The sequence below is a fragment of the Cupriavidus sp. 09_S30 genome (assembly GCF_056930435.1).
Genome location: NZ_JBXOWI010000001.1, coordinates 3,920,531 through 3,942,982 on the forward strand (window position 1 = coordinate 3,920,531; position 22,452 = coordinate 3,942,982).

22 protein-coding genes are annotated in these 22,452 nt (G+C 64.9%); 7 read left to right on the forward strand and 15 right to left on the reverse strand.

Features of this window, described 5'->3' with window-relative positions; translation table 11 throughout:
* Positions 1 to 19: 19 nt before the first annotated feature.
* The 10 genes from mmlI to AC1Z3O_RS18360 form a co-directional block, all read right to left on the reverse strand.
* Complete coding sequence (gene mmlI / locus AC1Z3O_RS18315) at positions 20 to 358, reverse strand: 4-carboxymethyl-4-methylbutenolide mutase MmlI (RefSeq protein WP_483517113.1); 339 nt, start codon at positions 356 to 358, stop codon at positions 20 to 22.
* Between the two features lie 80 nt (positions 359 to 438).
* The gene (locus tag AC1Z3O_RS18320) at positions 439 to 1,737 is read right to left on the reverse strand and encodes an MFS transporter (RefSeq protein WP_483517114.1); all 1,299 of its coding nucleotides are present in this window, start codon (positions 1,735 to 1,737) and stop codon (positions 439 to 441) included.
* Positions 1,738 to 1,835: 98 nt separating this feature from the next.
* Positions 1,836 to 2,498 carry a 3-oxoacid CoA-transferase subunit B gene (locus tag AC1Z3O_RS18325; protein ID WP_483517115.1) on the reverse strand — a complete coding sequence of 221 codons (663 nt, stop codon included), beginning with the start codon at positions 2,496 to 2,498 and terminating at the stop codon, positions 1,836 to 1,838.
* 5 nt (positions 2,499 to 2,503) lie between these two features.
* Complete coding sequence (locus tag AC1Z3O_RS18330; protein ID WP_483517116.1) at positions 2,504 to 3,262, reverse strand: 3-oxoacid CoA-transferase subunit A; 759 nt, start codon at positions 3,260 to 3,262, stop codon at positions 2,504 to 2,506.
* A 242-nt stretch (positions 3,263 to 3,504) separates the two neighbouring features.
* The gene (locus AC1Z3O_RS18335; RefSeq protein WP_483517117.1) at positions 3,505 to 4,419 is read right to left on the reverse strand and encodes a LysR substrate-binding domain-containing protein; all 915 of its coding nucleotides are present in this window, start codon (positions 4,417 to 4,419) and stop codon (positions 3,505 to 3,507) included.
* 140 nt (positions 4,420 to 4,559) lie between these two features.
* Complete coding sequence (locus AC1Z3O_RS18340) at positions 4,560 to 5,450, reverse strand: MBL fold metallo-hydrolase (protein ID WP_483517118.1); 891 nt, start codon at positions 5,448 to 5,450, stop codon at positions 4,560 to 4,562.
* Between the two features lie 280 nt (positions 5,451 to 5,730).
* On the reverse strand, positions 5,731 to 6,750 hold the full coding sequence (locus AC1Z3O_RS18345) for a potassium-transporting ATPase subunit C (protein ID WP_483517119.1): 1,020 nt from the start codon (positions 6,748 to 6,750) through the stop codon (positions 5,731 to 5,733).
* A 26-nt stretch (positions 6,751 to 6,776) separates the two neighbouring features.
* Positions 6,777 to 8,963: a potassium-transporting ATPase subunit KdpB gene (kdpB, locus tag AC1Z3O_RS18350; RefSeq protein ID WP_483517120.1), complete on the reverse strand. Its 2,187-nt coding sequence runs from the start codon at positions 8,961 to 8,963 to the stop codon at positions 6,777 to 6,779.
* A 79-nt stretch (positions 8,964 to 9,042) separates the two neighbouring features.
* Positions 9,043 to 10,857: a potassium-transporting ATPase subunit KdpA gene (kdpA, locus tag AC1Z3O_RS18355; RefSeq protein ID WP_483517121.1), complete on the reverse strand. Its 1,815-nt coding sequence runs from the start codon at positions 10,855 to 10,857 to the stop codon at positions 9,043 to 9,045.
* A 36-nt stretch (positions 10,858 to 10,893) separates the two neighbouring features.
* Complete coding sequence (locus tag AC1Z3O_RS18360; protein WP_483517122.1) at positions 10,894 to 10,989, reverse strand: potassium-transporting ATPase subunit F; 96 nt, start codon at positions 10,987 to 10,989, stop codon at positions 10,894 to 10,896.
* 706 nt (positions 10,990 to 11,695) lie between these two features.
* Here AC1Z3O_RS18360 and AC1Z3O_RS18365 point away from each other — a divergent pair.
* From AC1Z3O_RS18365 to AC1Z3O_RS18380, 4 genes are read left to right on the forward strand one after another with little or no spacing between them, the layout of a single operon-like run.
* Positions 11,696 to 12,997, forward strand: a complete 1,302-nt coding sequence (locus tag AC1Z3O_RS18365; RefSeq protein ID WP_483517123.1) for a DUF3300 domain-containing protein — start codon at positions 11,696 to 11,698, stop codon at positions 12,995 to 12,997.
* Positions 12,998 to 13,009: 12 nt separating this feature from the next.
* Positions 13,010 to 13,903 carry a DUF2950 domain-containing protein gene (locus tag AC1Z3O_RS18370; RefSeq protein WP_483517124.1) on the forward strand — a complete coding sequence of 298 codons (894 nt, stop codon included), beginning with the start codon at positions 13,010 to 13,012 and terminating at the stop codon, positions 13,901 to 13,903.
* A 25-nt stretch (positions 13,904 to 13,928) separates the two neighbouring features.
* Positions 13,929 to 14,312 (forward strand): hypothetical protein, encoded by a 384-nt coding sequence (locus AC1Z3O_RS18375; protein ID WP_483517125.1) that lies wholly within the window; start codon positions 13,929 to 13,931, stop codon positions 14,310 to 14,312.
* 9 nt (positions 14,313 to 14,321) lie between these two features.
* A complete protein-coding gene (locus tag AC1Z3O_RS18380; RefSeq protein WP_483517126.1) occupies positions 14,322 to 14,552 on the forward strand; it encodes a YMGG-like glycine zipper-containing protein in 231 nt (76 codons plus the stop codon).
* A gap of 148 nt (positions 14,553 to 14,700) precedes the next feature.
* Here AC1Z3O_RS18380 and AC1Z3O_RS18385 read toward each other — a convergent pair whose 3' ends face one another.
* Complete coding sequence (locus AC1Z3O_RS18385; RefSeq protein ID WP_483517127.1) at positions 14,701 to 15,099, reverse strand: hypothetical protein; 399 nt, start codon at positions 15,097 to 15,099, stop codon at positions 14,701 to 14,703.
* 261 nt (positions 15,100 to 15,360) lie between these two features.
* The gene (locus tag AC1Z3O_RS18390) at positions 15,361 to 16,644 is read right to left on the reverse strand and encodes a DUF3300 domain-containing protein (protein ID WP_483517128.1); all 1,284 of its coding nucleotides are present in this window, start codon (positions 16,642 to 16,644) and stop codon (positions 15,361 to 15,363) included.
* Positions 16,645 to 17,193: 549 nt separating this feature from the next.
* Here AC1Z3O_RS18390 and AC1Z3O_RS18395 point away from each other — a divergent pair.
* Entirely contained in the window at positions 17,194 to 17,880 is a 687-nt protein-coding gene (locus AC1Z3O_RS18395; RefSeq protein WP_483517129.1) for a hypothetical protein, read from the forward strand.
* 1 nt (position 17,881) lies between these two features.
* Positions 17,882 to 18,526 (forward strand): hypothetical protein, encoded by a 645-nt coding sequence (locus AC1Z3O_RS18400; RefSeq protein WP_483517130.1) that lies wholly within the window; start codon positions 17,882 to 17,884, stop codon positions 18,524 to 18,526.
* 17 nt (positions 18,527 to 18,543) lie between these two features.
* On the opposite strand, the gene AC1Z3O_RS18405 is transcribed toward AC1Z3O_RS18400, so the two are convergent.
* The 3 genes from AC1Z3O_RS18405 to AC1Z3O_RS18415 all read right to left on the reverse strand — a co-directional run bounded on the left by AC1Z3O_RS18405 (position 18,544) and on the right by AC1Z3O_RS18415 (position 21,514).
* The gene (locus tag AC1Z3O_RS18405; protein WP_483517131.1) at positions 18,544 to 18,795 is read right to left on the reverse strand and encodes a GlsB/YeaQ/YmgE family stress response membrane protein; all 252 of its coding nucleotides are present in this window, start codon (positions 18,793 to 18,795) and stop codon (positions 18,544 to 18,546) included.
* A gap of 231 nt (positions 18,796 to 19,026) precedes the next feature.
* Entirely contained in the window at positions 19,027 to 20,505 is a 1,479-nt protein-coding gene (locus AC1Z3O_RS18410) for a DASS family sodium-coupled anion symporter (protein WP_483517132.1), read from the reverse strand.
* 61 nt (positions 20,506 to 20,566) lie between these two features.
* On the reverse strand, positions 20,567 to 21,514 hold the full coding sequence (locus AC1Z3O_RS18415) for a lactate/malate family dehydrogenase (RefSeq protein WP_483517133.1): 948 nt from the start codon (positions 21,512 to 21,514) through the stop codon (positions 20,567 to 20,569).
* A gap of 211 nt (positions 21,515 to 21,725) precedes the next feature.
* Here AC1Z3O_RS18415 and AC1Z3O_RS18420 point away from each other — a divergent pair, with 211 nt between their 5' ends.
* Positions 21,726 to 22,403 (forward strand): ArsR/SmtB family transcription factor, encoded by a 678-nt coding sequence (locus tag AC1Z3O_RS18420; RefSeq protein WP_483517134.1) that lies wholly within the window; start codon positions 21,726 to 21,728, stop codon positions 22,401 to 22,403.
* Positions 22,404 to 22,452: the final 49 nt, after the last annotated feature.

Consider the following 22,452-nt stretch of genomic DNA (forward strand, 5'->3'; position numbering starts at 1 on the left):
TCTGCAGGGTGCGACCGCCTCAAGCCGCGTCGTCGCTGCCGACGGTTTCGGTGCGGAAGGGCTTGAGCCGGCCGATGAAGGTCTTGCCGTGCTCGAACCAGGCCTTGCGGATGTCGGAGGCCATGTAGGTGGCGTAGGCGGCTTCGTTCTCGAACCAGCATTCGCCGATGGCGTCGACATGTCCGATGTCGAAGAAGGGCACGTGGGTGTCGGTGGGCTGTTCTGCGACGAGGCGGACTTCATATTTGTGCAGGCCCGGCACGTCGTGAGACATGTCGTAGTGCACGCGGCATTCGGCGCGGAAGGTTTCGTCGGACATGCCTTCTGGCTTCACCAGCAGGTACAGCATGCGGATCATCTCTTCTCCTCTTGGTACGAATGGGGATCTATCTTGCTTGTGTATTGCGGCGCGGCGCGGCGCGGCGCGGCGCGGCGGCGTCAAGTATGCGCCCGCGCAGCTTGCGCGAGGGGGGTGGCGGAGGCCATGCCGGCCTGGCCGTCGTCCGCTTCGCCGATGTGCTCGATGGCGATGCCGCGCGTCTCGGGCAGCAGCAGGATGCCGAACACGGCGAAGGCGTAGGCCACCAGGCAGAATGCGCCCATGGCATTGGCAAGGCCGATGTGGGTGGACAGCACGCCGACGCCGACGACGGAGCCCGCGCCCACGGATTTGCCGACGTTGTAGGCAAAGCCCATGCAGGTGGTGCGCACATGGGTGGGAAACAGTTCACTCAGGAAGGGGCCGAGCGCGGCGAACATGCCGATGGCGGAAAAGCCGACCAGGAAGCCGAGCACGCTGGTGAGCACCGGGTTGAGCGGCAGCAGCATATAGCTGGCGGTGACGATCCATGCGCTGATGGCCAGGCCGATCAGCGTGGGGCGCCGGCCGATGCGATCGGCCAGGTCGGCCGTCACGACGAAGCCGCAAAACGAGCCGAAGGACATGATGAACACGGTGACGATCATCGAGGACGCGGCCACCTGGCGCTGGCTGAGCAGCGACGGCAGCCACACCAGGATGGCGTAGCAGCCGGCCTGCAGGCCGATCACCAGCACGCTGGAGAGGATCAGCGACCGCGCATACTGGCGGTTGAACACGGACGCCAGCGAGGCGCGTGGCGCGCGGCTCTGCCGGGCGCGCTCGAACATCGCCGAGTCCTTGATGTGGCGGCGGATGAAGAGCACGACCGAGGCCGGGATCACGCTGCTCCAGAACGCCACGCGCCAGGCCATGTCATGCGGCAGCCAGGCCAGCAACAGCGTGGCCACCACCACCGCCAGCGCCCAGCCCACGGCGAAGCCGGACTGCACGAAGCCCATGGCCTTGCCACGGTGCCTGGGGTCGATCACCTCGGCCATCAGCGCGGCACCGACGGCCCATTCGCCGCCGAAGCCCAGCCCCTGCAGCGTGCGCGCGATCAGGAACTGGTCGTACGTTTGCGCGAAGCCGGCGAGCACGCCGAACAGCGTGAACCAGACGATGGCAAGCACGAGGATGCGCGCGCGGCCGTAGCGGTCGCTCAGGATGCCAGCGCCCCAGCCGCCGATGGCGGTGACGACCAGCGCCACGGTGCCGAGCACGCCGACTTCCGCCTTGCTCAGGCCCCACGCCGCGGTCAGCGCGGGCAGCAGGAAGCTGAACATCTGCATGTCGAAGGAATCCAGCGCCCAGCCGGAATAGCAGGCCCAGAACGTCTTTTTCTGCTGGGCGGTCCCAGACTTGTACCAATCTGTCATTGTTGTCTCCTGTCTTACTGTCTTGCCTTGGTCTTGTCTTTGTCTTGGCGTTGCCCGCGCCAGGCGGCCAGGGCCGGCGCGGACCTTCCGGGCTGGTGCTAGGCGTATTCGGCCATCACCATGCTCGTGAAGTCGAGTTCCACGTCGGTGACCGACTGCAGGGCCTGCGGCGACATGTCGCCGACGATCTCAATGACCGACACGCCTTGCGGGCCGATGGCGAAAGTGCCGAGCTCGGTGTACACGCGGCTCACGCAGGCCAGCCCGGTCAGCGGGTAGCTGCACTGGCGGCGCAGCTTGCTGGCGCCGTCCTTGGTCAGGTGATCCATCATCACGAACACCTGCTTGGCACCGATCGCCAGGTCCATGGCGCCACCCACCGCGGGGATGGCGTCGGGCGCGCCGGTGTGCCAGTTGGCGAGGTCGCCGCGCGCCGATACCTGGAAGGCGCCGAGCACGCAGATATCGAGATGGCCGCCTCGCATCATGCCGAAGGCATCGGCGTGGTGGAAAAAGGCCGCGCCCCGTTCCAGCCGGATCGCTTCCTTGCCGGCGTTGATCAGCTCCCAGTCTTCTTGGCCGGGCTCGGCGGCCGACCATTGGCCGAGCACGCCGTTCTCGCTGTGCAGGATGACTTCGCGGTGCCGGGGCAGGTGATTGGCCACCAGCGTGGGCAGGCCGATGCCGAGGTTCACGTACGCACCGTTGGGGATGTCGCGCGCCACGCGCGCAGCCAGCAGGTTTCTTGCCACTTGGTCCATTTGCCTCACCTTGCCTGTCCGCTTGCCTGCATGCTTGCTCGCGCGCCTGTATGCGTCCCTGCTTGCGTGCTTGCCTGCCCGCGCGCCTCGTGCGTACAGGCGCCATCGCGCAAGACCACGCGCTTGACGAAGATCCCGGGCGTGACGATGGCCTCGGGGTCCAGCTCGCCCAGGTCGCACACACGCGTCACCGCGGCGATGGTGGTGGCGGCGGCCATCGCCATGACGGGCGCGAAGTTGCGCGCGGTCTTGTTGTAGATAAGGTTGCCCCAGCGGTCGGCCGCCGCGGCGTTGATCAGCGCGACGTCGACGGCGATGGGATACTCGAGCACGTAGTCGCGCGTGCCGATGCGTCGTGATTCTTTGCCCTCGGCCAGCAGCGTGCCGTGGCCGGTCGGCGTGTAGAAGCCGCCGATGCCGCATCCCGCCGCACGCAGGCGTTCGGCCAGGGTGCCCTGCGGGATGACCTCCAGCTCGATCTCGCCGGCGCGATACAGCTCCTCGAATACGTAGGCGTCGCGCTGGCGCGGGAACGAGCACATCAGCTTGCGCACGCGGCGCGCCTTGAGCAGCGCGGCAAGCCCGGTGTCGCCGTTGCCGGCGTTGTTGCTCACCACGGTGAGGTCCTTGGCACCCTGCTCGATCAGGGCGTCGATCAGTTCGTCGGGCATACCGGCGCCGCCGAATCCGCCGATGGCGACGGTAGCGCCGTCGGCCACGTCGGCCACGGCATCGCGCGCCGTTGCATAGAGCTTGTCGATCATGTCTCGCGTCGTTGTTATCTGGCACGGCTAGGTTGCCATGCACCCACCAGGTGAACAATTTCGCGATCTGCAAGCACCCTTAGCGCTGCGTTAAGACCTGCCCTTAGGCGCGCATTAAGCCCCTCCCCATGCTTGCCGGAACGACTCGGGTCCGGTGTGCGAAGCAGAGGAAAGTAGGGGGAAACTCGAGGAAGAAGTGAAGCGAAGCGATGGCGCGCGCCTGGCGCCCCCCTGTGACGCCGCTAGTCCGCGCTGCCTGCGGGCGCGTAGCGGCCGATCAGGCGGTTGGCAAACTCGCGCGCGAAGCTGGACAAACCCTCAAGGTCGCGCGCGCAGAGCTGGAAGGTGCGCACGGCCCAGTCGTCGCGCAGGTCGCAGAAGCCGATGGGCTGCTCGCCCTTCAGGCGCGCGAAGGCGGCCTTGGGCATGATGGCGATGCCGGCGCCGGCGGCCACCATGCGGCAGGTGGCATCGTAGCTGGCGACGTGTACCCGGATCGTCATGGGCTTGTGCAGCGCGCCCGCGGCGCGGGTCAGGAACATCTGGTAGGCGCTGCCTTCGAGCAAAGCGACGAAGGCGTAATCGAGCGACTGCTCAAACCATACCGCCGGCTCCGCGAGCAAGGGATGGCCGAGCGGCGCGACCAGGATCAGCGCGCTCTTGACGAAGGGCAGCGCCTGCAGTCCGGCCGTGGGCACATTGCCGGAGATGATGCCGAGATCGGCGCCGCCTTCGCGGACCACGCGCACGACATCGTCGCTCAGGCGCTCGCGCACGTCGATGCGCACATCGGGATGGGTGGCGAGGTAGTCGCCGATGACGGGCGGGAGGTACTCGGTGATCGCCGTGGTATTGGCTACCAGCTTGAGCTGCCCGCTCAGGCCCGCGGTGAAGGGCTGCAGGTTGCCGGTGAGGCGCTCCAGCTCGGCAAGCACCACGCGCGCATGCTGCAGGTAGACTTCGCCGGCCGCAGTCAGCGCCACGCCCTGCGGCGAGCGCTCCAGCAAGCGCACGCCCAGCGTGTCTTCCAGGTTCTTGATGCGGTTGCTGACTGCCGGCACGGAGAGGAAGGACCGTTCGGCGCCACGGGTCAGGCTACGCGTTTCCGCTACGTTGACGAAGAGGCGGAAATCGGTGATGTCGAAGGGAACAGCCATACTGCAGGTCTCGCGGCTCGATCGTATAGCGGGGATGATAACCGCGATGAGCGAGACGCCTGCGACAAAGGAGCGGGCGCGCGGCCACCGCGGCGGCCGGCACGCCTGCCGGCTACGGCGCCGCGCCGGGCTGCCGCGCGCTACCAGCCGGCCGGTTCGAAGCGGAAGCCCTGGCCCTGGCGCCGCACGTAGCCACAGTGCGGCTCGCCGAAATGCACCGGCAGCACCAGCGCCCCGCTGTCGGCGGCCTGGTTGAGGAAGGCCAGGCGCGTGCTGCGGGCGAGGTCGGGACGGATGCAATAGCCGGAGTTCAGGTCCGGGCGCACGATCTGCAAGGGGCTGTGCAGGATATCGCCGCAGAAGACCGCCTCTTCGCCCCGGGAACGGACCCGGAATGCGACCTGGCCCGGGCTGTGGCCGGCGGCGGCCTCGACCTGCAGGCAGCCGGCAATCTCGCGCCCGGGCTCGATCATCTCGGCCAGGCCTTCATTGACCACCGGCATCACGCTGTCGAAGAACGATTCGCCGAACACATCCACCACGCCCGGCTCCTTGTTGCGGCCCTGCTCGCAGAAGACGAAATCGTCCTTGGGAATGTAGTAGCGCGCGTTGGGGAAGGTGGGCACCCAGCGATTGTCCTGCCACGTGGTGTTCCAGCCGACGTGGTCCGAGTGCAGGTGCGTCATGACCACATGGGTGACCTTCTCCGGCGGCGCACCGGCCGCGATCATCCACTCGCGCACCAGGGTGTTGAGCATGTTCATGCGCGCGATGCCTGCGCGCGGCTTGAAGTTGCCCACGCCGGTATCGACGACGATGATGTCGGTGCCCGCATGCACCACCCAGAACTGGATCGTCACGATCAGCTTGTTCATGTGGGGGATCCAGTGGTGCGGCGCCATCAGATCGGCATTGGCGTCGAGCACGCTGCGGTCGATGTCGGGAAACAGGAAGGCTGGATCGTGCGTGGGCCCGGCGTACTCGAGAATGCGAGTGACCTTCAGGTCGCCAACGGTGCGCGATTGCATCATGTGCCTTGTCTCCTTTTATGTTGGGGCGCTTCCGGGTCGCCCCGTGCCGCGGTGCCAAGCATCGTCGAATTCGCCTTGCGCGCCAATTTCGCATTTCAAAAGAGGGCTTTCACTGTGCTTTACGGGTGACATGCCAGCCCGGCCGGAAACCACTCTCAGTAGGAGGGGCCTGGGAATACTCACGCGGCGACACGCCACAGGCCCAACGGCACGAAGCCAGGCTTCCCCCCCCCACTTGGCATGGCCGGTATCGAAGAGCGGCCACCTCGCCGCCGTCGCCCTAAGCGCTGGGCGCGCCATAACGCCTGCGCAATGCCAGGTTGACGGCAAGCACGTTGACCATCGGCTCGCCGGCCAGTCCATTGAACGGCGCCTTGGCCTGCTGCCCCAGCAAGGCCAGGATTTCTCCCCGCACCATCGCGGGATCGCGCTTGGTATCGCGCGCCCATGCAGCCGCCACGCGATCGAGCTGGAAGATGGCGTTGGCCAAGGTGATGTCCGGATCCAGCCCTGAGCCGGATGCCATGACCATGTCCGCCGGCACGGGCGCGAGCGGGGCTTCCGGATGGTCCTGCCGCCACATCTCGAAGAACACCGATTGGATATCGCTGCCTGCCGTCACGACTTGCACCGATGTGACCGGCTTGCCGTCGGCGCCCGCTTTGGTTTTGTCGGCCAGGAAGGCGCCCGGATGCCCGGTGGAGAAGGCCTCGAAGAAGGGCACGGCCAGATCCGCGGCCTTGGGCTGCGGCGTGGCCGGGTTGTCCTTCACCCAGGCGGCGACCTGCTGCGGATGACGCTTCGCCCAGGCGTCGACATAGGCGGCGTGGACCGGGCTGGCGTTGACCCACGCCTGCGCCAGGCTACTGTGGGCGTGCGCCCATTGCGCGACGATGTGCGGCTGTCCCTGGTAGCGGTCGGCCTGGAACCAGTGTTCTACGTCCGGCCCCACCGCCTGTCCTTGCCGTGGGCCGCTGGCGTAGCGTGCCACCGGCCCGATCGCACGTGCCACGCGGTCGCGCAGCGCGTAGTTGCTGGCGGCCAGCGATGAGGAGCCGGATGCGGAAGCGTCATACGAGACGGCCGATGGGCGCGGCTGGAAATACTCGTCCTTGCTGAACGGCTGCGCGATGAGCAGTGAGCCGACCGGCTTGCCGTCGGGGCCGGCAACCATGCTGCCGTTCGCCTGGAACGGAAACGCCGTCTGGCCGATCACCCACAGGACGGCCGGATAGACGCCGCACACCACGACGACCACGCTGATGAGCAGCCACAGGCTTTTGCCGAGATGACGGAACATGGCTCTCTCCTTTCAGGCGGGCCGGGTCAGGCGGCCAGCCGCAGTCCCACCAGCAGCAGGTCGATCAGCTTGATGCCGATGAAGGGCACGACCACGCCGCCAAGACCCCAGATCAGCAGGTTGCGGCGCAGCAGGGCGTCGGCGCCCAGGGGCCGGTACTTCACGCCCTTGAGCGCGATCGGGATCAGCATCGGGATGATCAGGGCGTTGAAGATCACGGCCGACAGGATGGCCGACGTCGGCGAATGCAGCTGCATCACGTCCATCGCCTTCAACCACGGCAGCGTCCCGGCGAACAGCGCGGGCACGATGGCGAAATACTTGGCCACGTCGTTGGCGATGGAGAAGGTGGTCAGCGCACCGCGCGTCATCAGCAGTTGCTTGCCGATCTCCACCACCTCGATCAGCTTGGTCGGGTCGCTGTCGAGGTCGACCATATTGCCGGCCTCCTTGGCTGCCTGGGTGCCCGAGTTCATGGCCAGGCCGACATCCGCCTGCGCCAGGGCCGGGGCGTCGTTGGTACCGTCGCCCATCATGGCCACCAGCTTGCCTTCGGCCTGCTCGCGCCGCAGGTAGACGAGCTTGGCTTCCGGGGTGGCTTCGGCGATGTACTCGTCCACCCCTGCCATGGCGGCGATGGTCGCCGCGGTCAGGGTGTTGTCGCCCGTGACCATCACGGTATGGAGGCCCATCTTGCGCAAGCGCAGAATGCGGTCGTGGATGCCTTCCTTGAGCACATCCTCCAGCGCGATCACCCCGACGATGACATTGCCGTTGGCGACCACCAGTGGCGTGGCGCCCCTGCTGCCGACGTCCTTGAGGATGCCGGTCAGTTCCGGCGGCACCGTGCCGCCGAGCTTGCGCACGTGTGCCATGACGGCGTCGGGCGCGCCCTTGCGCAGGATCGTGCCGTCCGGCAGATCGATGCCGCTCATCCGGGTATGGGCCGTGAAGGGAATGATGGTGGCGCTGGGCGGAGGCGAAACGGCGTCGCTACGCTCGTCGGGCCGCAAGGACGCGGTGACGATGCTCTTGCCTTCCGGCGTCTGGTCGCCTGCCGAGGCCAGCGAGGCCAGGCGCCGCAGTTCTGCTTCGGTGGACGTGATAACCGGCAGGAACTGGGTGGCGCGCCGATTGCCCATCGTGATGGTGCCGGTCTTGTCGAGCACGACCGTATCGATGTCGCCGGCCACCTCGACCGACTTGCCGCTCTTGGCGATGATGTTGGCGCGCAGCGCGCGGTCCATGCCGGCGATGCCGATGGCTGCCAGCAGTGCGCCGATGGTGGTGGGAATCAGGCAGACCAGCAGGGCGACCAGGGTCGGCACATCGGTGCCCAGGCTCTTGAGCGGCGCGGACAGGCCCAGGTACGACGCCATGTACTGCTCGGCGCTCAGGGCCATCGGCCAGAGCGGCACGACGACGATCAGGAAGATCAGCGTGAAGGCGGACAGTACCAGGGTCAGCGCGATCTCATTGGGCGTGCGTTGGCGCACCGCCCCTTCCACCAGGGCGATCATATGGTCGATGAAGGTATCGCCCGCGCGCGCGGTGATGCGTACGATGATCTGGTCGGAGATCACCATGGTGCCGCCGGTCACGCCGGAACGATCGCCGCCGGATTCCCGGATCACCGGGGCGGACTCGCCTGTGATGGCGGACTCGTCGACCGCCGCCACCCCTTCGACCACCTCGCCGTCGCTCGGGATGACGTCCCAGGCCTTGACGACCACCAGGTCACCGGGCACCAGCTTGCTGGACGCCACCGTCTCGACATCATGGCTCTGCATGCCGGCTTTCAGGCTTTTCAGGCCTTTCAGACGATAGGCGACCGTATCCTGGCGGGTGCGGCGCATCGACTCCGCCTGCGCCTTGCCGCGCTCTTCGGCAATGGCGGTGGCGAAGTTCGCGAACAGCACCGTCGCCCACAGCCATACATCCAGCGCAAGGAAATAGGTCAGCGGAACCTGGCTCTCCGCTTGCCCGCGCGCGATCTGCACGGTGTAGAGGAGGGTCAGCGCCGCGCCGATTTCGACGACGAACATCACCGGGTTCTTCCATTGGACATCCGGACGCAGTGCCAGCACTGCCTGCCACATGGCGGAGCGTACGAGCGGCCAGGGGAACAGTTCATGCGGCATCAGGCTGCGCGTAGGCTTCAGCCCGGTTGGCAAGCCGCCAACGGCATCGTGAGGGGTCTTGATGCTAACCATGATTGGCTCCCACTGCTTCTGCTTCGCTCCAGGCAATGCCTGAGGCAATTTCTGAAGCAACTCCTGACAGGTGGCACGCCTATCCACCAAACGGAATCGGTCCGAGGTGCTCCGCCAGCGGTCCGAGTGCAGCCACCGGCAGGAACAGCAGTGCGCCGACGATGACGATCGTGCCCAGCAACAACAGGCCAAAGGTCAGGGTGTTGTCGCGCATCGTTCCCAGCGTCTCCGGAGCGGTCTTTTTCCGCCCCAGGAACACTGCCATCGCGATCGGCGCGATGATCGGCAGATAGCGGCTGAACAGCATCACCAGGCCGGTGGACACGTCCCACTGCACCGCGGTGGGCGGCGGGTTGGGGTTGGCATTCAGGCCATAGCTGACCGCCAGGCCGTCAAAGGCCGAGCCGTTGTTGGCCGACGCCGACGAGAACTGATAGGTGATCTCGGTAAAGCCATGCGGGCCGGCATTGGCCTCAGCCTTGGTCCCCCAGTCCGTTGCCGAGAAGACGCCGGTCGGGCCCAGGATCAGGATCGGGTGGATCAGCAGCGCGATCATGGCCAGCTTCATCTCTCTCGCGCCGACCTTGCGGCCGAGGTATTCCGGTGTGCGGCCCACCATCTGGCCGGCCAGGAAGACCCCTACGATCAGGAACAGCAGCAGGTTGATCATGCCCACGCCCTTGCCGCCGAACACGCAGTTGATCCACATGCCGATCAGCGGCGACAGCCCGGCCAGCGGATTCAGGCTGTCGTGCTCGGCGTTGACGGCGCCGCAGGTGACGTCCGTGGTGATGGCCGCGAAGGTGGCGCCGGCGGAAGTCCCGAAGCGCAGTTCCTTGCCTTCCAGGTTGCCCAGGTGCTGGTCGACCGGCAAGGCGGGATGCGCAGGGATATTCAGCAGAGCGGGCATGCCCGTTGTCCGGCCTGGCATCGGGTAGCTGCGTGCCACCGGCTGCGCCGTCAGCGCGGGATTGGGCTGCAAGGTATCCCAGTAGATCGCCCACCCGATCAGTCCGACCATCATGGTCAGCATGACGCAGTAGATCACCACCCCATGGCGGAAGCGCCTGAGCATGCGGCCGTACATCAGCACCAGCGAGAAGGGGAACACCATCATTGCCACCGTGGTCAGCACATTGCTCGCTGCGGTGGGGTTTTCGAACGGATGCGCGGCATTCATGCCGTAGAAGCCGCCGCCGTTGGTACCCAGCATCTTGATCGGCACCACGGCCGCGACCGGGCCGACGATGATGGTCTGCGGCTTGGCCGCACCGTTGTCGGCCGTACCTATTGCGCCCGGCTCCAGCGTGGCTACCTGATACGCGCTCTGGAACGTCATGGGCGTACCCTGCTGGATGAAGATCGCCCCGCATAGCAGTGCGGCGGGCACGAACATGTAGATCACGACCCGCCACATGTCGACGAAGAAATTGCCGATGGTCTGCTCACCACGCAGGGCGCGGATGATGGCGGTCAGGGCGCACAGGCCGACCGCGGCCGACAGGAACATGTTCGGCAGGATGAAGAAGATCTGGCTGAAGTTGGAGAAGTGCTGGTCTCCGGAGTAGTGCTGCAGGTTCGTGTTGGTCATGAACGAGATGACCGTATTGAAGATCGTCGACGGCGCCAGCATCCCGCGTCCCAGCGGGTTAAGCGGGGCGAGCGGCTGCAGCGCGAGCACGACAAAGCCGTAGACGAACAACAGGCCATTGAATACCAGCAGCGCCAGCGCGTACTGCTTCCAGTCCTGGGCGCCACTATCCAGGCGCGCTTCGAACCAGCGCATCCCCGGCAGCGGCCGGTACTTGCCGTCCATGATCCATGCCATGTAGCGGCTCAAGGGAATGGAAATGACGATGGCAATCGCCAGGATGAGCAGGGGCAGAGTCCACATAGGTCCCCCTCTAAGCGTGAGGCGGCGGCCGCCGCGCTAGAACCACTCCGGCCGGATCAAGGCCAGCACCAGGTACACGAAGACGAACAGGGACAAACCCGCGGCAAGCCAGGTCATGATGGCCCCTTCCATGCAATCGAGCAGGTCAATTCAAATGCGTTCAAATGCGTTCGCAGCCGAGCAGGAACACGCCGCACAGGCCCATTCCGGCAAGCCCCAGCGCGAACAGCAATGGAAGCCAGATCAAGAGATTCATCTGCGCGTTCTCCGCCTTGGCAGGGGCTCCATCGTTTGCCTTCGAGAGGCGGGATGGAGCTGATCCTGCGCCTACGTTCGGTATAGGAAGGCCAGCGGATTGCAGGTGTAAAGAGGTGAGGACCGGGTGTAAAAACGGCGTAAATGCCGGGCAAGCGTAAAAATCCAACCTGAAGGCACTTGCGCTCTCAGGGCCCGCCTGGAAATGCACGTCGCGCCCGCACAGGAGAGTGCTCAATGTCTTGGCTCTCATCCACCGCGTGCAGCTTGAGCCTCGTGATGTGGTGTGCCTCCTAGGCCTCGCGAAGTGGATGCCGTGTTCTGGCTGTGCGCCGTGGCGCAACATGCGGGCCAACACCCTGGCCGGCCCGGACAGGTTGCAATGGCGCTGACGCCATCCTATCGTCGTAGGGTCAGGCAATGAGAATGTGCCCTTCCACTGGCAGCCAGCCTCCGTGGATGGGACGCATAACAACCGGCCACCAGGCCAGCCCGGGACACTCGTGCGGCAAGCAGCATGATCCTCTCCCCCTCCCGTGCACCTTGGCCCTTGGAGCGCCGCGACCTGCCGAGAGGAGTTGGCATGATTCCTTGGGGACAACGACTGCTGCGTGCCTTCTTTGCCGGCCTCTGCGTCGTGCTGATGCTTGGGGTGAGCAAGGCGGATGCGCAGAGTCTGCCAGCGCCGTTCAAGCCAGAGGAACTCGAGGCGCTGGTTGCGCCGATCGCGCTCTACCCGGATGCAGTCCTGTCGCAGGTCTTGATGGCCTCGACCTATCCCCTGGAGGTCTTCTACGCGGCGCGCTGGGTCAAGGCCCATCCGGAGATGAAGGGTGACGCCGCGGTCCAGGCGGTGGCGAACGAAACTTGGGATACCAGCGTGAAATCGCTGGTCGCCTTTCCGCAGATCCTCGAGCCGATGTCTGACAAGCTCGACTGGACCCAGAAGCTCGGCGACGCGGTCCTGTCGCAGCAGAAGGACGTGCTGGCTGCGGTGCAGCGATTGCGGGCGCGCGCCCGCGAATCGGGCAATCTGAAGTCGAACGAGCAGCAGCGCGTGATCGTCGAGCAGGCGACCACGCCGGAAGCCGTCGCGCAGACGATCGTGCGCATCGAGCCGGCGGATCCGGAGGTGATCTATGTGCCGGCCTACGATCCGGCCGCTGTCTATGGCGGATGGCCATACCCCGCCTACCCCTATTACTACTGGCCGCCCTACCCGGCCTATTACCCGGGCTGGGGGTACGGCAGCGGCATCGCCTTTGGCATTGGCCTGGCTGTCGCCGCGGCGATTTTCAGCAACGCCAACTGGGGCGGCGGCGACATCAATATCGACATCGACCGTGGCGCCCACATCGATCACCACTTCGATCGCAGCAAGGCCCAGGGTGGCCGCTGGCAGCACAATGTCGACCATCGCAAGGGAGTGGCCTATCGGGACAACGCCACGCGCGAACGCTTCGGGAAGAGCCAGCCTGGCGCCGACCAGCGTGCCGATTTCCGTGGCCGCGAACATGGTACGGGCGGGCACGCCAGCGTCGCCGACAGGGCCGGCAGGGTCGAGGACATCGGGGTGCTGGAGGGGAGCGGCATAGCAGACCGCTCTGGGGCCGCGAACCGGCCCGGCACTTCGGACCGGTCCGGGGCCGCCAACCAACCCGGCACGGCGGACCGCGCCAGGGCGGCCGACCGCTACGGCGAAGGCTTCGGCGGCAGGGACAATGCCTTCCAGGGCGTGGGTAATGGCGGAGCCGCGCAGCGTGACTTCAACCGGGGGCAAGCCAGCACCTCCTCGGGATTCAATCGTCCGAGCGGCGGCGGCGCTTACGGTGGCGGCCGCGCTGGCGGTGGTTTTGGCGGCGGGCGCGGCGGCGGCCGGCGCTGAGCGGGGACAAGCATGACATCACTCACACGAACCCACCTCGCGGCAGGGTCCCTTGCCTTGGCGCTGTTCCTTGGCGCGATGCCCGCCGCGATGGCAAATCGGCTCTTTACGACGCCCGACACCGCAATGAAGGCATTTGGCGAGGCGGTGATCGCGGACGACGAGGCCGGCCTGAAGGACATGCTGGGCGCGAATTTCCGGGATCTCATCCCGCCGGTCGGCGCTGAGGTCCGCAACCAGTTCCTCGCCGCCTGGGGCAAGTCCCATACGGTCGAGACGACGGATAGCCGCGCAAACATTGCCGTGGGTGACGAGGGTTGGACCTTGCCTATTCCGCTGGTGAAATCGCCCAAGGGCTGGCAATTCGATACGCGCGCGGGCGCAGAGGAAATGCGTGTACGCCGGGTGGGGCGCAACGAAATGGCCGTGATCCAGACCATGCTGGCCATCTACGACGCGCAAGAGGAATACGCCCAGTCCAACCACGACGGGAGCCGCGTACTCAGCTATGCGAACCAGCTGTCCAGTTCACCGGGCAAGCACGATGGCCTGTACTGGGAGACAGCGCCCGGTGAGCCGACCAGCCCGCTCGGCCCCGGCTTCCGGGGCGCTGGTACGCGCCATGAGAGCAAGGATGGCTACTACGGTTACCACTACAAGCTGCTCACCGCACAGGGCCCCCATGCGCCGGGCGGTGCGTACAACTACCTCGTCAACGGCAAGCTGTTCGGCGGCTTCGCCGTGATGGCGTGGCCAGTGCGCTACCAGGATACGGGCGTGATGAGCTTCATGGTGAGCCACGATGGCCAGGTCTATGAGCGCGACCTCGGCGCGGACAGCGCGATCAAGGCAGCGGAGACGAAGGTGTTCGAGCCTGGCCCGGGCTGGAGGAAGGTCTCACCATGAACGTTGATTGATGTAGGAGGCTGCGATGAAGATGAAAGAAAGACTGAGCGCGGCGATGGCCGCGGCTTGCATTGCCCTGGCGCTGGCGCCGGCTTCGGTCCGCGCGGATGAGATCCCGTTGATTACGGGCGCGCAGTGGATGCAGTCGTCCGAACAGGCCAAGAAGGCCTACCTCGTCGGCATTGCCAATATCGTGCAGATCGAAACAGCCTACGAATCCGGGAATCCGCCGCCTGATTCCCAGAGCATCCTGCCGCGCTTGGCGAAGGGACTGAGGGGGCAGACACTCGACTCGGTGCGCCAAGGGCTCGATCGCTGGTACACCGCGAACTCGGACCGGTTGCAGCGGCCTGTGATCGAAACGCTCTGGTTCGAAATGGTTCTGCCCGGGCTCAAGTACAGCAAGTAGGAGGCGAACATGAAACAGATCGGATTGATCGGGGCAATGATCGCTGTCGCCACCATGGCCGGCTGCACCAACATGACACCGGAACAGCAGGGGACCGTATCCGGCGCGGCAATCGGTGCGGCGGCCGGCGCAGGCATTGCGGCCATCGCCGGCGGCAGCGGTTGGACGGGCGCCGCGATCGGCGCGGTCGCGGGCGGCGTTGCGGGGAACATCAAGGGAAGCCAGCATCATCCGTGGTAAGGTGGCTTGCCGTGGTTTGCACAGCGGCAGCGACGCCGTGCGATGACAAGTCGCGCGTAGCGTCCGCGTCCGCACAAAAAAAGCCCAGCCGATTCTGGCTGGGCTTTTCGCGCTCTGGCGGACGCTTGTGCCGGCCCGGTAGCGTTTGTCAGTTGTTGAACAGACCCGTCCGTTGCGTGACTTGGGCCTCGCTCATCGAGAAACGCTTCACGAGATTGGCTTGGTCGTACATCACGACAAGCTCTTTCTTCTTGCCGCTGGCGCTCGAACCCAACAGATTCAGGATCGGAACATAGTTGATCGCGTCACCGGAGACATTGCTGAATTCATAGTTCCAGACTTCAAGCCCGCCATCGGTGAAGGTCGTCTTTGTGGGCGAACCGAACATGGCGCGGACTTCTGCCTTGGTGGTCTTGCCCTCGATGATCTTCTTGCTGACGGAGGCTTCCGACTCCTCCCGAAGCGTTTCATTGCCCACGCTCGCACAACCCGAAAGCAATGCTAGCGAAAGTGCCATGACCGTGGCTGGAACTGCGAACTTCTTCATGGTGCCCCTCTCCCATTATCAATGCGCGCCGATGCTAGCAAGAGAGTTGGGGCCCCTAAAACCCCTACTAGAGAGGTATTCAGGACGTCGGCCAAGGAGCCGAATTCGGCTTGAAATTACGGAGCTGAAGAGAGGGATCGCGCCGCGCGGTGGCTGTCGATCACGTGTTCTGCCTGATGGGCCGGCAGCGCTATGGCAAGGGGCCATGCAAGCGCGCTGACCCGCATCGGTGATGCCATGCTCGCCCCCGCTCAACGCCACTCAACGCCGCCCGCCACCTCCGCGGCCGCCGCCGAATCCACCGCCGCGCCCGCCCCCGGAGTAGCCGCCGCCGCCACGTCCGCCGCTGCTGGAACGGTTGAATCCCGAAGACTGCATGCTCGAGCGCCCGCGACCGAGGTCGCGTTGCGCGCCATTGCCGTTGCCCACGCCCTGGAAGGCGTTGTCGCGGCCGCCGAAGCCCGCGCTGTAGCGGTCGGCAGCCCTGGCACGATCCGACGTGCTCATCCGATTCCCGGCACCGGCACGGTTGGCTGCGCTGGCGCGGTCGCTGACTCCCGCCCGATTGCCCGTGCCCGCCCGGTCGGCCACGCTGGCGCGGCCGCTCGTTCCGCGCTCGCGGCCACGAAAATCGGCGCGCCGGTCTGCGCCAGGCTGGTTCTTCCCGAAGCGCTCGCGCGTGGCGTTATCGCGGTAGGCAACTCCCTTGCGATGGCCGGCATCGTGCTGCCAGCGGCCTCCCTGGGCCTTGCTGCGATCGAAGTGGTGGTCGATGTGGGCGCCACGGTCGACGTTGATATTGATATCGCCGCCGCCCCAGTTGCAATTGCCGAAGATTGCCCCGGCCGCGGCAAAGCCCAGGCCCCAGGCAAATCCGCTGAGCAAGGCCCCGCCCGGGTAGTAGGCGGGATAGGGCGGCCAATAGTAGTAGGGATAGGCCGGATACGCCCATCCGCCATAGACAACCGCCGGGTCATAGGCCGGCACGTAGATGACCTGCGGGTTCGCCGGCTCGATGCGCACGATCGTCTGCGCGACGGCTTCCGGCGTGGTCGCCTGCTCGACGGTCACCCGCTGTTGCTCATTGGTCTCAAGGTGGCCGGAATCCCGTGCGCGCGCTCTCAGCCGCTGTACCGCGGCCAGCACGTCCTTTTGCTGCGCGAGGACCGCGTCACCGAGCTTCTGGGTCCAGTCGAGCTTGTCATACATCGGCTCGAGCACCTGCGGAAAGGCGACCAGCGATTTCACGCTGGTATCCCAGGACTCATTCGCTACCGCCTGGACCGCGGCATCGCCCTTCAAGTCCGGATGGGCCTTGACCCAGCGCGCGGCATAGACGATTTCCAATGGATAGGTCGAGGCCATCAGGACCTGCGACAGGACGGAATCCGGGTAGAGCGCGATCGGCGCGACCAGCGCCTCGAGTTCCTCCGGCTTGTACGGTGCAGGCTGATCCTGTGCAAGCGTACTGGCTGACCCGAACATCAACCCGACCAGCAGGCATGTGCCAAGAGCGTGAATCAGCCGCTTAATCCATGGAATCATAGGTGCCTCTCCCGGCAATTCCTGGCGCATCAACCTGCAGCGCTTACTGGAGCGGGGTGCATTTGACGGCTTCCCTCTGGAGTGGAGCGGCCAGATCGTGCCTCACTCGGCCGGCCCTCGCGCGGCCCGCCCGACAGGCCGACAGTCCGTGGAAGGTCACTTTTCGCGGAATTCGCCATATGAACATAGGGCGGCGCCTGCCCGATTGCAACCTGGGCGGAAGCGGGAGGCTCTCAATGCCAAGCGGATCCCACCTGGAAATAGATGGCGTTCTGGTTCTTGCTGTGCGCAACGTCGATGCCAACGGCCAGTCCGAGCTGGCCCGGCTTGTCCGTCCTTCTCCGCATGAACGTTTTCGTCTCGTAAGCGGACGCTCGGCGCCGTCGAGAGTCGACATTTGCTTCTCGACGCAGCCGCATTGAATCGGCCTGCCAGTTCGAGCGTGTAGCTTTTGGGGGCCTCTCATCCTATATTGCCCTTCAATATTTCCTGGCTCCAAAACGGCACGTTGCGCAATTTGCCGCTGAAGAGACAGACGGAGAACCGACCATGCCAGACAACAATAAGAACCCGGCACGCGGCGACAGCGCTCAACCGCGAACGTCGGTCCTGGACGTCGTCGACCGCGTTTCCGAAATGTGCTTCGGCCTGTATATGGCGCTGACGTTTGTCGGCGCCGTCTCGTCGGCCACCGCCGGGCCAAATGCCGCCCACACCATGCTGCGCGCGGCAATTGGATGCAATCTGGCCTGGGGCCTGGTTGACGCCATCATGTTTCTTGTACGCACGATTGCCAGTCGCGGCATGCGCTTGAAGCTCGCCACTGCGGTGAAGCACGCCCCGGATAATGCCGCCGGAATCGATGCCGTCCGCGAGGCATTGCCAAGCACCCTGAATACCCTTGCGGCGGATGGCGATCTCGAGCCCATCCGCTTACGGCTCGCTTCCGAGGCCGCCCTTCCCGATCGACCGAGTCTGTACCTCGGCGATTTTCTCGGCGCCCTGCGCATCTTCTGCATCGTGGTGCTGTCAACCTTTCCAGTTGCCCTTCCCTTCGTTCTGCTGGACGATGTTTCCTTGGCCTTGGTCGTCTCGCGAGTGCTGACGCTGGCCATGCTATTCGGCGGCGGCATGGCATTAGGGCACTACGGGGGCTTCAGCGCATGGGGCACCGGCATCGGCATGACTGCGCTCGGCGTCGCGCTGACCATCGCCGTCATCGCGCTGGGTGGATGAGATGCGCGCCCGCCTCGCTGCTGCTGGAATCTGGTTCGCCATCACCTGCGCACAAGCGCAGGAGGTTGCGGCCACGCCGCCAGCCGCTGCGGCGGAGAATCAGGCTGCTGCCTGGAATTTCACGGCGTCAGGCTATTGGAATATGCCGCGAGAGGAGGGCAATTATGGGTCGGGCATCTTTTACGCCGATCATGACAAGCTCCACCTGGAGGCAAGAGTCAACTATGAGGCAATCGATGCCCAGTCGGCCTTTGTGGGCTGGTCGTTTTCCGGCGGCGAATCGATTCAGTTCAAGGCCACGCCGATCGTTGGCTTCGTGACCGGCAGCGCGCACGGGCCGATTGCCGGCCTGGAGGCAAGCATCGCTGCAGGTAAGTTCGACTACTACATTGAAGCCGAGTATCTGACCGGATCAGGCAGCACTTCGCCCTATACCTACGCGTGGAGCGAGTTGGCCTACCGCCCCGTTGAATGGCTGCGCCTGGGATTCGCCATGCAGCGCACCCGGATCTATGGCGGGGATCGCGAGTTCCAACGTGGCGGCCTGGTGCAACTGACGTTCGGCAAATTCACTGCGGGAGTCTATTGGTTCAATCCGACCTCCCCGCAACAGGTTGTGATCACATCGCTTGCCGTTTCCTTCTAGGCGCGCCGCCCTCGTCGCTATGCTCGTTTGATCAGCCGGATGACGAACAGGAGAATGATCGCTCCGATCAACGCCGTAATAATCGAAGCGATCCACCCGCCGCCAACCGAAATCTTGAGTATGCCGGCCAGCCAGCCACCAATGAAAGCACCGACGATGCCGACGATGATGTCGACGATCAAACCAAAGCCGCCGCCCTTCACCACCACTCCCGCCAACCATCCGGCAATGGCCCCAATCACAAGCCAGGCAATCAGACCGTGTTGCATTATTGAAACCTCCATTGTTGTGCGCAAGGGAACCACGGCGAGACTTGGCCAAACCGTCTTGCGTCGGATCGTGCTTTGTCGCTCGTCGGATCTACATTGGCATGGTAGTGCGCTGCAGGCGGACTATCCAATCGCGATAAAGGCAATCGCCGGCGAATCGACGAGCTTTCTGGCGAAAATCCCGCGGGCGCGTCGAGAAATCGAATGCTTCCTGGGGTTCTGCCCTGTACCTCAGATATGCCCAAGCAACTTCCACCAAAGCGGACCGATGATCAGCCAGACGAACATGTAGATGAGGCTCATCAGGAAGCCGGCCTTCCACCATTCCTTCTGGGTGACATAGCCGGCACCGAACATGACCGGACCGGAGCCGATGCCATACTGGGTCAGGCAACCGTTGACGTTGCTGAGGATGCCAAGCGCAACCGCTGCCGTGAATGGTGGGATGCCGGCGGCCACCATCAGCGCCATGGAGAGGGGGAAGAGGGCGCTGATATGCGCCGTGGCGCTGGCGAAGAAGTAGTGGATGTAGCAGTAGATCACCGCCACCAGCATATAGACGGCCAGCATCGGGAAGCCCTCCAGGTGTGCACCGAACTCCTTGCCGAACCAGGCAACCATGCCGTAGTCATTGAGTTTGGAGGCCAGCATGATCAGCAGGCCGATCCAGATCATGGTGTCCCAGGCAGACTTCTCGTTCAGGGCGTCCTGCCAGGTCAGCACACCGGTGATGAAGAGCAAGGAGACGCCGATGGCTGCCGCCAGCGTCGCACTGATCTTCAGATCCTCGCCGAGAATCCATAGCACCAGCAAGCCGACGAAGATTACCGCCATGATGATCTCCTTGGCGGAGATGGGGCCCATGGCTGCGAGTTCTCTCTGGGCCAGTGCCGTCGCATCGGGTGTCTCCCGGATCTGCGGCGGGGCAATCCACATCATGGCCAGCGGAATGATGGCAAGGCACAGCAAGCCGGGGACGGATGCTGCCACCGCCCAGTCGAGCCAGCTGATCGAGACGCCCTGGTCCGCGGCCAGCCTGACCGTAAGCGGGTTGCCCGCCATCGCTGTGATGAACATGCCCGCGGTGATGATGTTCGCGTGGAAGGCGCAGAGGATCAGATAGCTGCCCACCTTGCCACGGGATTCCGGGTCATCGGCGTGGCTGCCAAGGACTTCCGATATCGCTTTGGTGATCGGCAGCATCACCCCGCCGGCGCGGGCGGTGATGCTCGGCATGGCGGGCGAGATAATGAGTTCGGTCATCGCCAGTCCATAACCCAGCCCCAGGGTCCGCTTGCCCAACAGCCGCATGAACAGGAGTGCAATGCGGCGCCCGAGGCCGGTCTTGATCACGCCGCGCGAGATGAAGAAGGCAAGCATCACCAGCCAAACGAGGTCCGTGCCCGTAGATCTGGTGACGTCGGCGAAGGACACGACGCCGACGAGCGCGCCTGCCGTGGCACCGATGATGGCCACCGCCGACATCGGCAGAGGGGCGGTCATGATGCCGGCAATGGTGGCGACGAACACGGCGAACATGTGCCACGCCTTTGGCTGCAGGCCGGACGGCGCCGGCAGGAACCACAGGACGATGCCGATGGCCACCGGGACGAGAAATCTCCAGAGATCTTTGAGATGCCCTGCCGGTGGTGCCGCGCTCTTCGTGGGTGAACTGGTAGGCGGTGAAGCCTTTGTGGGTAATTCAGCCATGATGCACCTCCTGGCGCCGGCCTGATCCGGTTTATCCAGAGCGTGGGCAATGTCCCTAGGACTAGCGGCCAGCGAGAACGCTGTCGGTTGCCGCTTTGACGATGCGCGCACTGCGCTGCAGAGCCTCGTGCTCGGCCGGGTTGAGTTCCGGATACGCCAATAACTGCGCCCCGCCGCCATTGACCACCATCGGCAACGACAAACACACCTCCGCTACGCCTTCGACTTCGGCGTGCACGATGGCGACCGTGAGAATCAGGTCGGTGTTGTGCACGATGGCCTCACAGATTCGTCCAATCGCACTGGCGATGCCGTAGTGTGTGGCGCCCTTGCCTTCCTTGATGAGCTTGGCAGCCTCATGCACGGAGCGCAGGATCAGGTCACGGCTGGCAGGCCCCAGCTCCTTGCCGCTCCTGGCCAGGAACAATTCGAGGGGCATGCCGGAGACCGTCGCGCCGGACCAGGCGATCAAGGCGGATTCACCGTGTTCACCGAGAACGTAGGCGTGGATCGCAGGCGCCACGACGCCCAGCCGCTCAGACAGCAGCGAGCGCAAGCGCCCCGTGTCGAGCGAGGTGCCGGTGCTGATGACGCGCTCGCGCGCGCAGCGCAGGCGGTCAAGCACGACGCCCGCCAATACATCGCAGGGGTTGGTCGCGATCAGGTAGATCGCATCGGGGGCCAGGGGCGCCGTGCGATCCACGATTTCCGCCACGATGGCCGCATTGGTTCTGGCCAGGTCCAGGCGGGTCTGGCCCGGCTTCACACCGGCGCCGGCGGTGACCACGATGATGTCTGCGCCGCGCGCGTCCTCGTAATCGCCGGCGTAGAAGCGGTTGTGCCCCCAGAATGCTGCGGCGTGGGTGAGGTCCAGCACTTGCCCTTCGGCCCGCACCCGCGCGACATCGATGATGACGATCTCCGCGCTTGGGATCGCCATGGATGCAAACAGGGCCGCCGATCCGCCGACCAGTCCTGCGCCGACGATGACGATCTTGGGTTGCCGCATAGCGTGCCTCCCTTGTGTCCGGGTACCCGAACACCTCAACCACGTGCCCGTCAGGGGATGCTCAAATGGCTCACTTCTCTAAAAAAATAATAGTGATCTGCCCTTAATCCATCAAACCGTCGAGTGCCCGCTGCGCCGCCGATAGACGCTGCCAGCCCTCGGTAGCTTTGGCACTTGACCATCAATCCAACATTCATTAGATTGATGCACTATGAACGAACGCGAATTGAAGAACCTCCTCTACGAGCAGGTCGCCCGGATCGGCAAGTCCCTCTCCAGCCCAAAGCGCCTGGAGCTGGTCGAATTGCTGGCGCAGGGCGAAAAGAGCGTGGAGACGCTGGCCGCCCAGGCCAGCATCGACATGCGCCTGGCCAGCGCCCACCTCAAGGCGCTGCGGGAGGCGCGGCTTGTGCAGACCCGGCGCGACGGGAAGTACATCTATTACCGCTTGAGCGGCCAGGACATAGCGCAACTATGGGTCACGCTGCGGGAAGCCGCGGAGGAACACCTTGTGGAGCTGCGCGTGGCCTTGGAGCAGATGACGGCCCAGCCGGACGCTCTCGCGTCGGAAAGCCGGGAAAGCCTGCTGGAAAAGGCGCGGCAAGGCGACGTTGTTGTCATCGATGTGCGGCCTGCCAGCGAGTTCGAGGCCGGCCACCTGCCCTTCGCGCGCTCGATGCCCCTTGGGGAACTGGAAAAGCGCCTCGCCGATCTCCCGATGGACCGCACCATCGTTGCCTATTGCCGCGGACCGTTCTGCGTCATGTCCGACGAGGCGGTGCAACTGCTCCGCGCGCGCGGTTTTACCGCCAAGAAGATCAAGGACGGTGTGAGCGAATGGGCGGCCGGCGGCCTGCCCCTCGAGTCCTCCCTTGCCTCCGATACCTAGCCGGCCTGAGCCGATCATGAAGACCCGCTTCATTCTCAATCACACGCCC

Bases quoted from the DNA above. Each gene is read 5' to 3' on its own strand.
- mmlI (WP_483517113.1), bottom strand. From the start codon at position 358: ATGATCCGCATGCTGTACCTGCTGGTGAAGCCAGAAGGCATGTCCGAC.
- AC1Z3O_RS18325 (WP_483517115.1), bottom strand. From the start codon at position 2,498: ATGGACCAAGTGGCAAGAAACCTGCTGGCTGCGCGCGTGGCGCGCGAC.
- AC1Z3O_RS18370 (WP_483517124.1), top strand. From the start codon at position 13,010: ATGACATCACTCACACGAACCCACCTCGCGGCAGGGTCCCTTGCCTTG.
- AC1Z3O_RS18395 (WP_483517129.1), top strand. From the start codon at position 17,194: ATGCCAGACAACAATAAGAACCCGGCACGCGGCGACAGCGCTCAACCG.
- AC1Z3O_RS18375 (WP_483517125.1), top strand. From the start codon at position 13,929: ATGAAGATGAAAGAAAGACTGAGCGCGGCGATGGCCGCGGCTTGCATT.
- kdpA (WP_483517121.1), bottom strand. From the start codon at position 10,857: ATGTGGACTCTGCCCCTGCTCATCCTGGCGATTGCCATCGTCATTTCC.
- AC1Z3O_RS18385 (WP_483517127.1), bottom strand. From the start codon at position 15,099: ATGAAGAAGTTCGCAGTTCCAGCCACGGTCATGGCACTTTCGCTAGCA.
- AC1Z3O_RS18420 (WP_483517134.1), top strand. From the start codon at position 21,726: ATGAACGAACGCGAATTGAAGAACCTCCTCTACGAGCAGGTCGCCCGG.
- AC1Z3O_RS18330 (WP_483517116.1), bottom strand. From the start codon at position 3,262: ATGATCGACAAGCTCTATGCAACGGCGCGCGATGCCGTGGCCGACGTG.
- AC1Z3O_RS18340 (WP_483517118.1), bottom strand. From the start codon at position 5,450: ATGATGCAATCGCGCACCGTTGGCGACCTGAAGGTCACTCGCATTCTC.
- kdpB (WP_483517120.1), bottom strand. From the start codon at position 8,963: ATGGTTAGCATCAAGACCCCTCACGATGCCGTTGGCGGCTTGCCAACC.
- AC1Z3O_RS18360 (WP_483517122.1), bottom strand. From the start codon at position 10,989: ATGGAAGGGGCCATCATGACCTGGCTTGCCGCGGGTTTGTCCCTGTTC.
- AC1Z3O_RS18380 (WP_483517126.1), top strand. From the start codon at position 14,322: ATGAAACAGATCGGATTGATCGGGGCAATGATCGCTGTCGCCACCATG.
- AC1Z3O_RS18365 (WP_483517123.1), top strand. From the start codon at position 11,696: ATGATTCCTTGGGGACAACGACTGCTGCGTGCCTTCTTTGCCGGCCTC.
- AC1Z3O_RS18390 (WP_483517128.1), bottom strand. From the start codon at position 16,644: ATGATTCCATGGATTAAGCGGCTGATTCACGCTCTTGGCACATGCCTG.
- AC1Z3O_RS18400 (WP_483517130.1), top strand. From the start codon at position 17,882: ATGCGCGCCCGCCTCGCTGCTGCTGGAATCTGGTTCGCCATCACCTGC.
- AC1Z3O_RS18345 (WP_483517119.1), bottom strand. From the start codon at position 6,750: ATGTTCCGTCATCTCGGCAAAAGCCTGTGGCTGCTCATCAGCGTGGTC.
- AC1Z3O_RS18320 (WP_483517114.1), bottom strand. From the start codon at position 1,737: ATGACAGATTGGTACAAGTCTGGGACCGCCCAGCAGAAAAAGACGTTC.
- AC1Z3O_RS18405 (WP_483517131.1), bottom strand. From the start codon at position 18,795: ATGCAACACGGTCTGATTGCCTGGCTTGTGATTGGGGCCATTGCCGGA.
- AC1Z3O_RS18410 (WP_483517132.1), bottom strand. From the start codon at position 20,505: ATGGCTGAATTACCCACAAAGGCTTCACCGCCTACCAGTTCACCCACG.
- AC1Z3O_RS18415 (WP_483517133.1), bottom strand. From the start codon at position 21,514: ATGCGGCAACCCAAGATCGTCATCGTCGGCGCAGGACTGGTCGGCGGA.
- AC1Z3O_RS18335 (WP_483517117.1), bottom strand. From the start codon at position 4,419: ATGGCTGTTCCCTTCGACATCACCGATTTCCGCCTCTTCGTCAACGTA.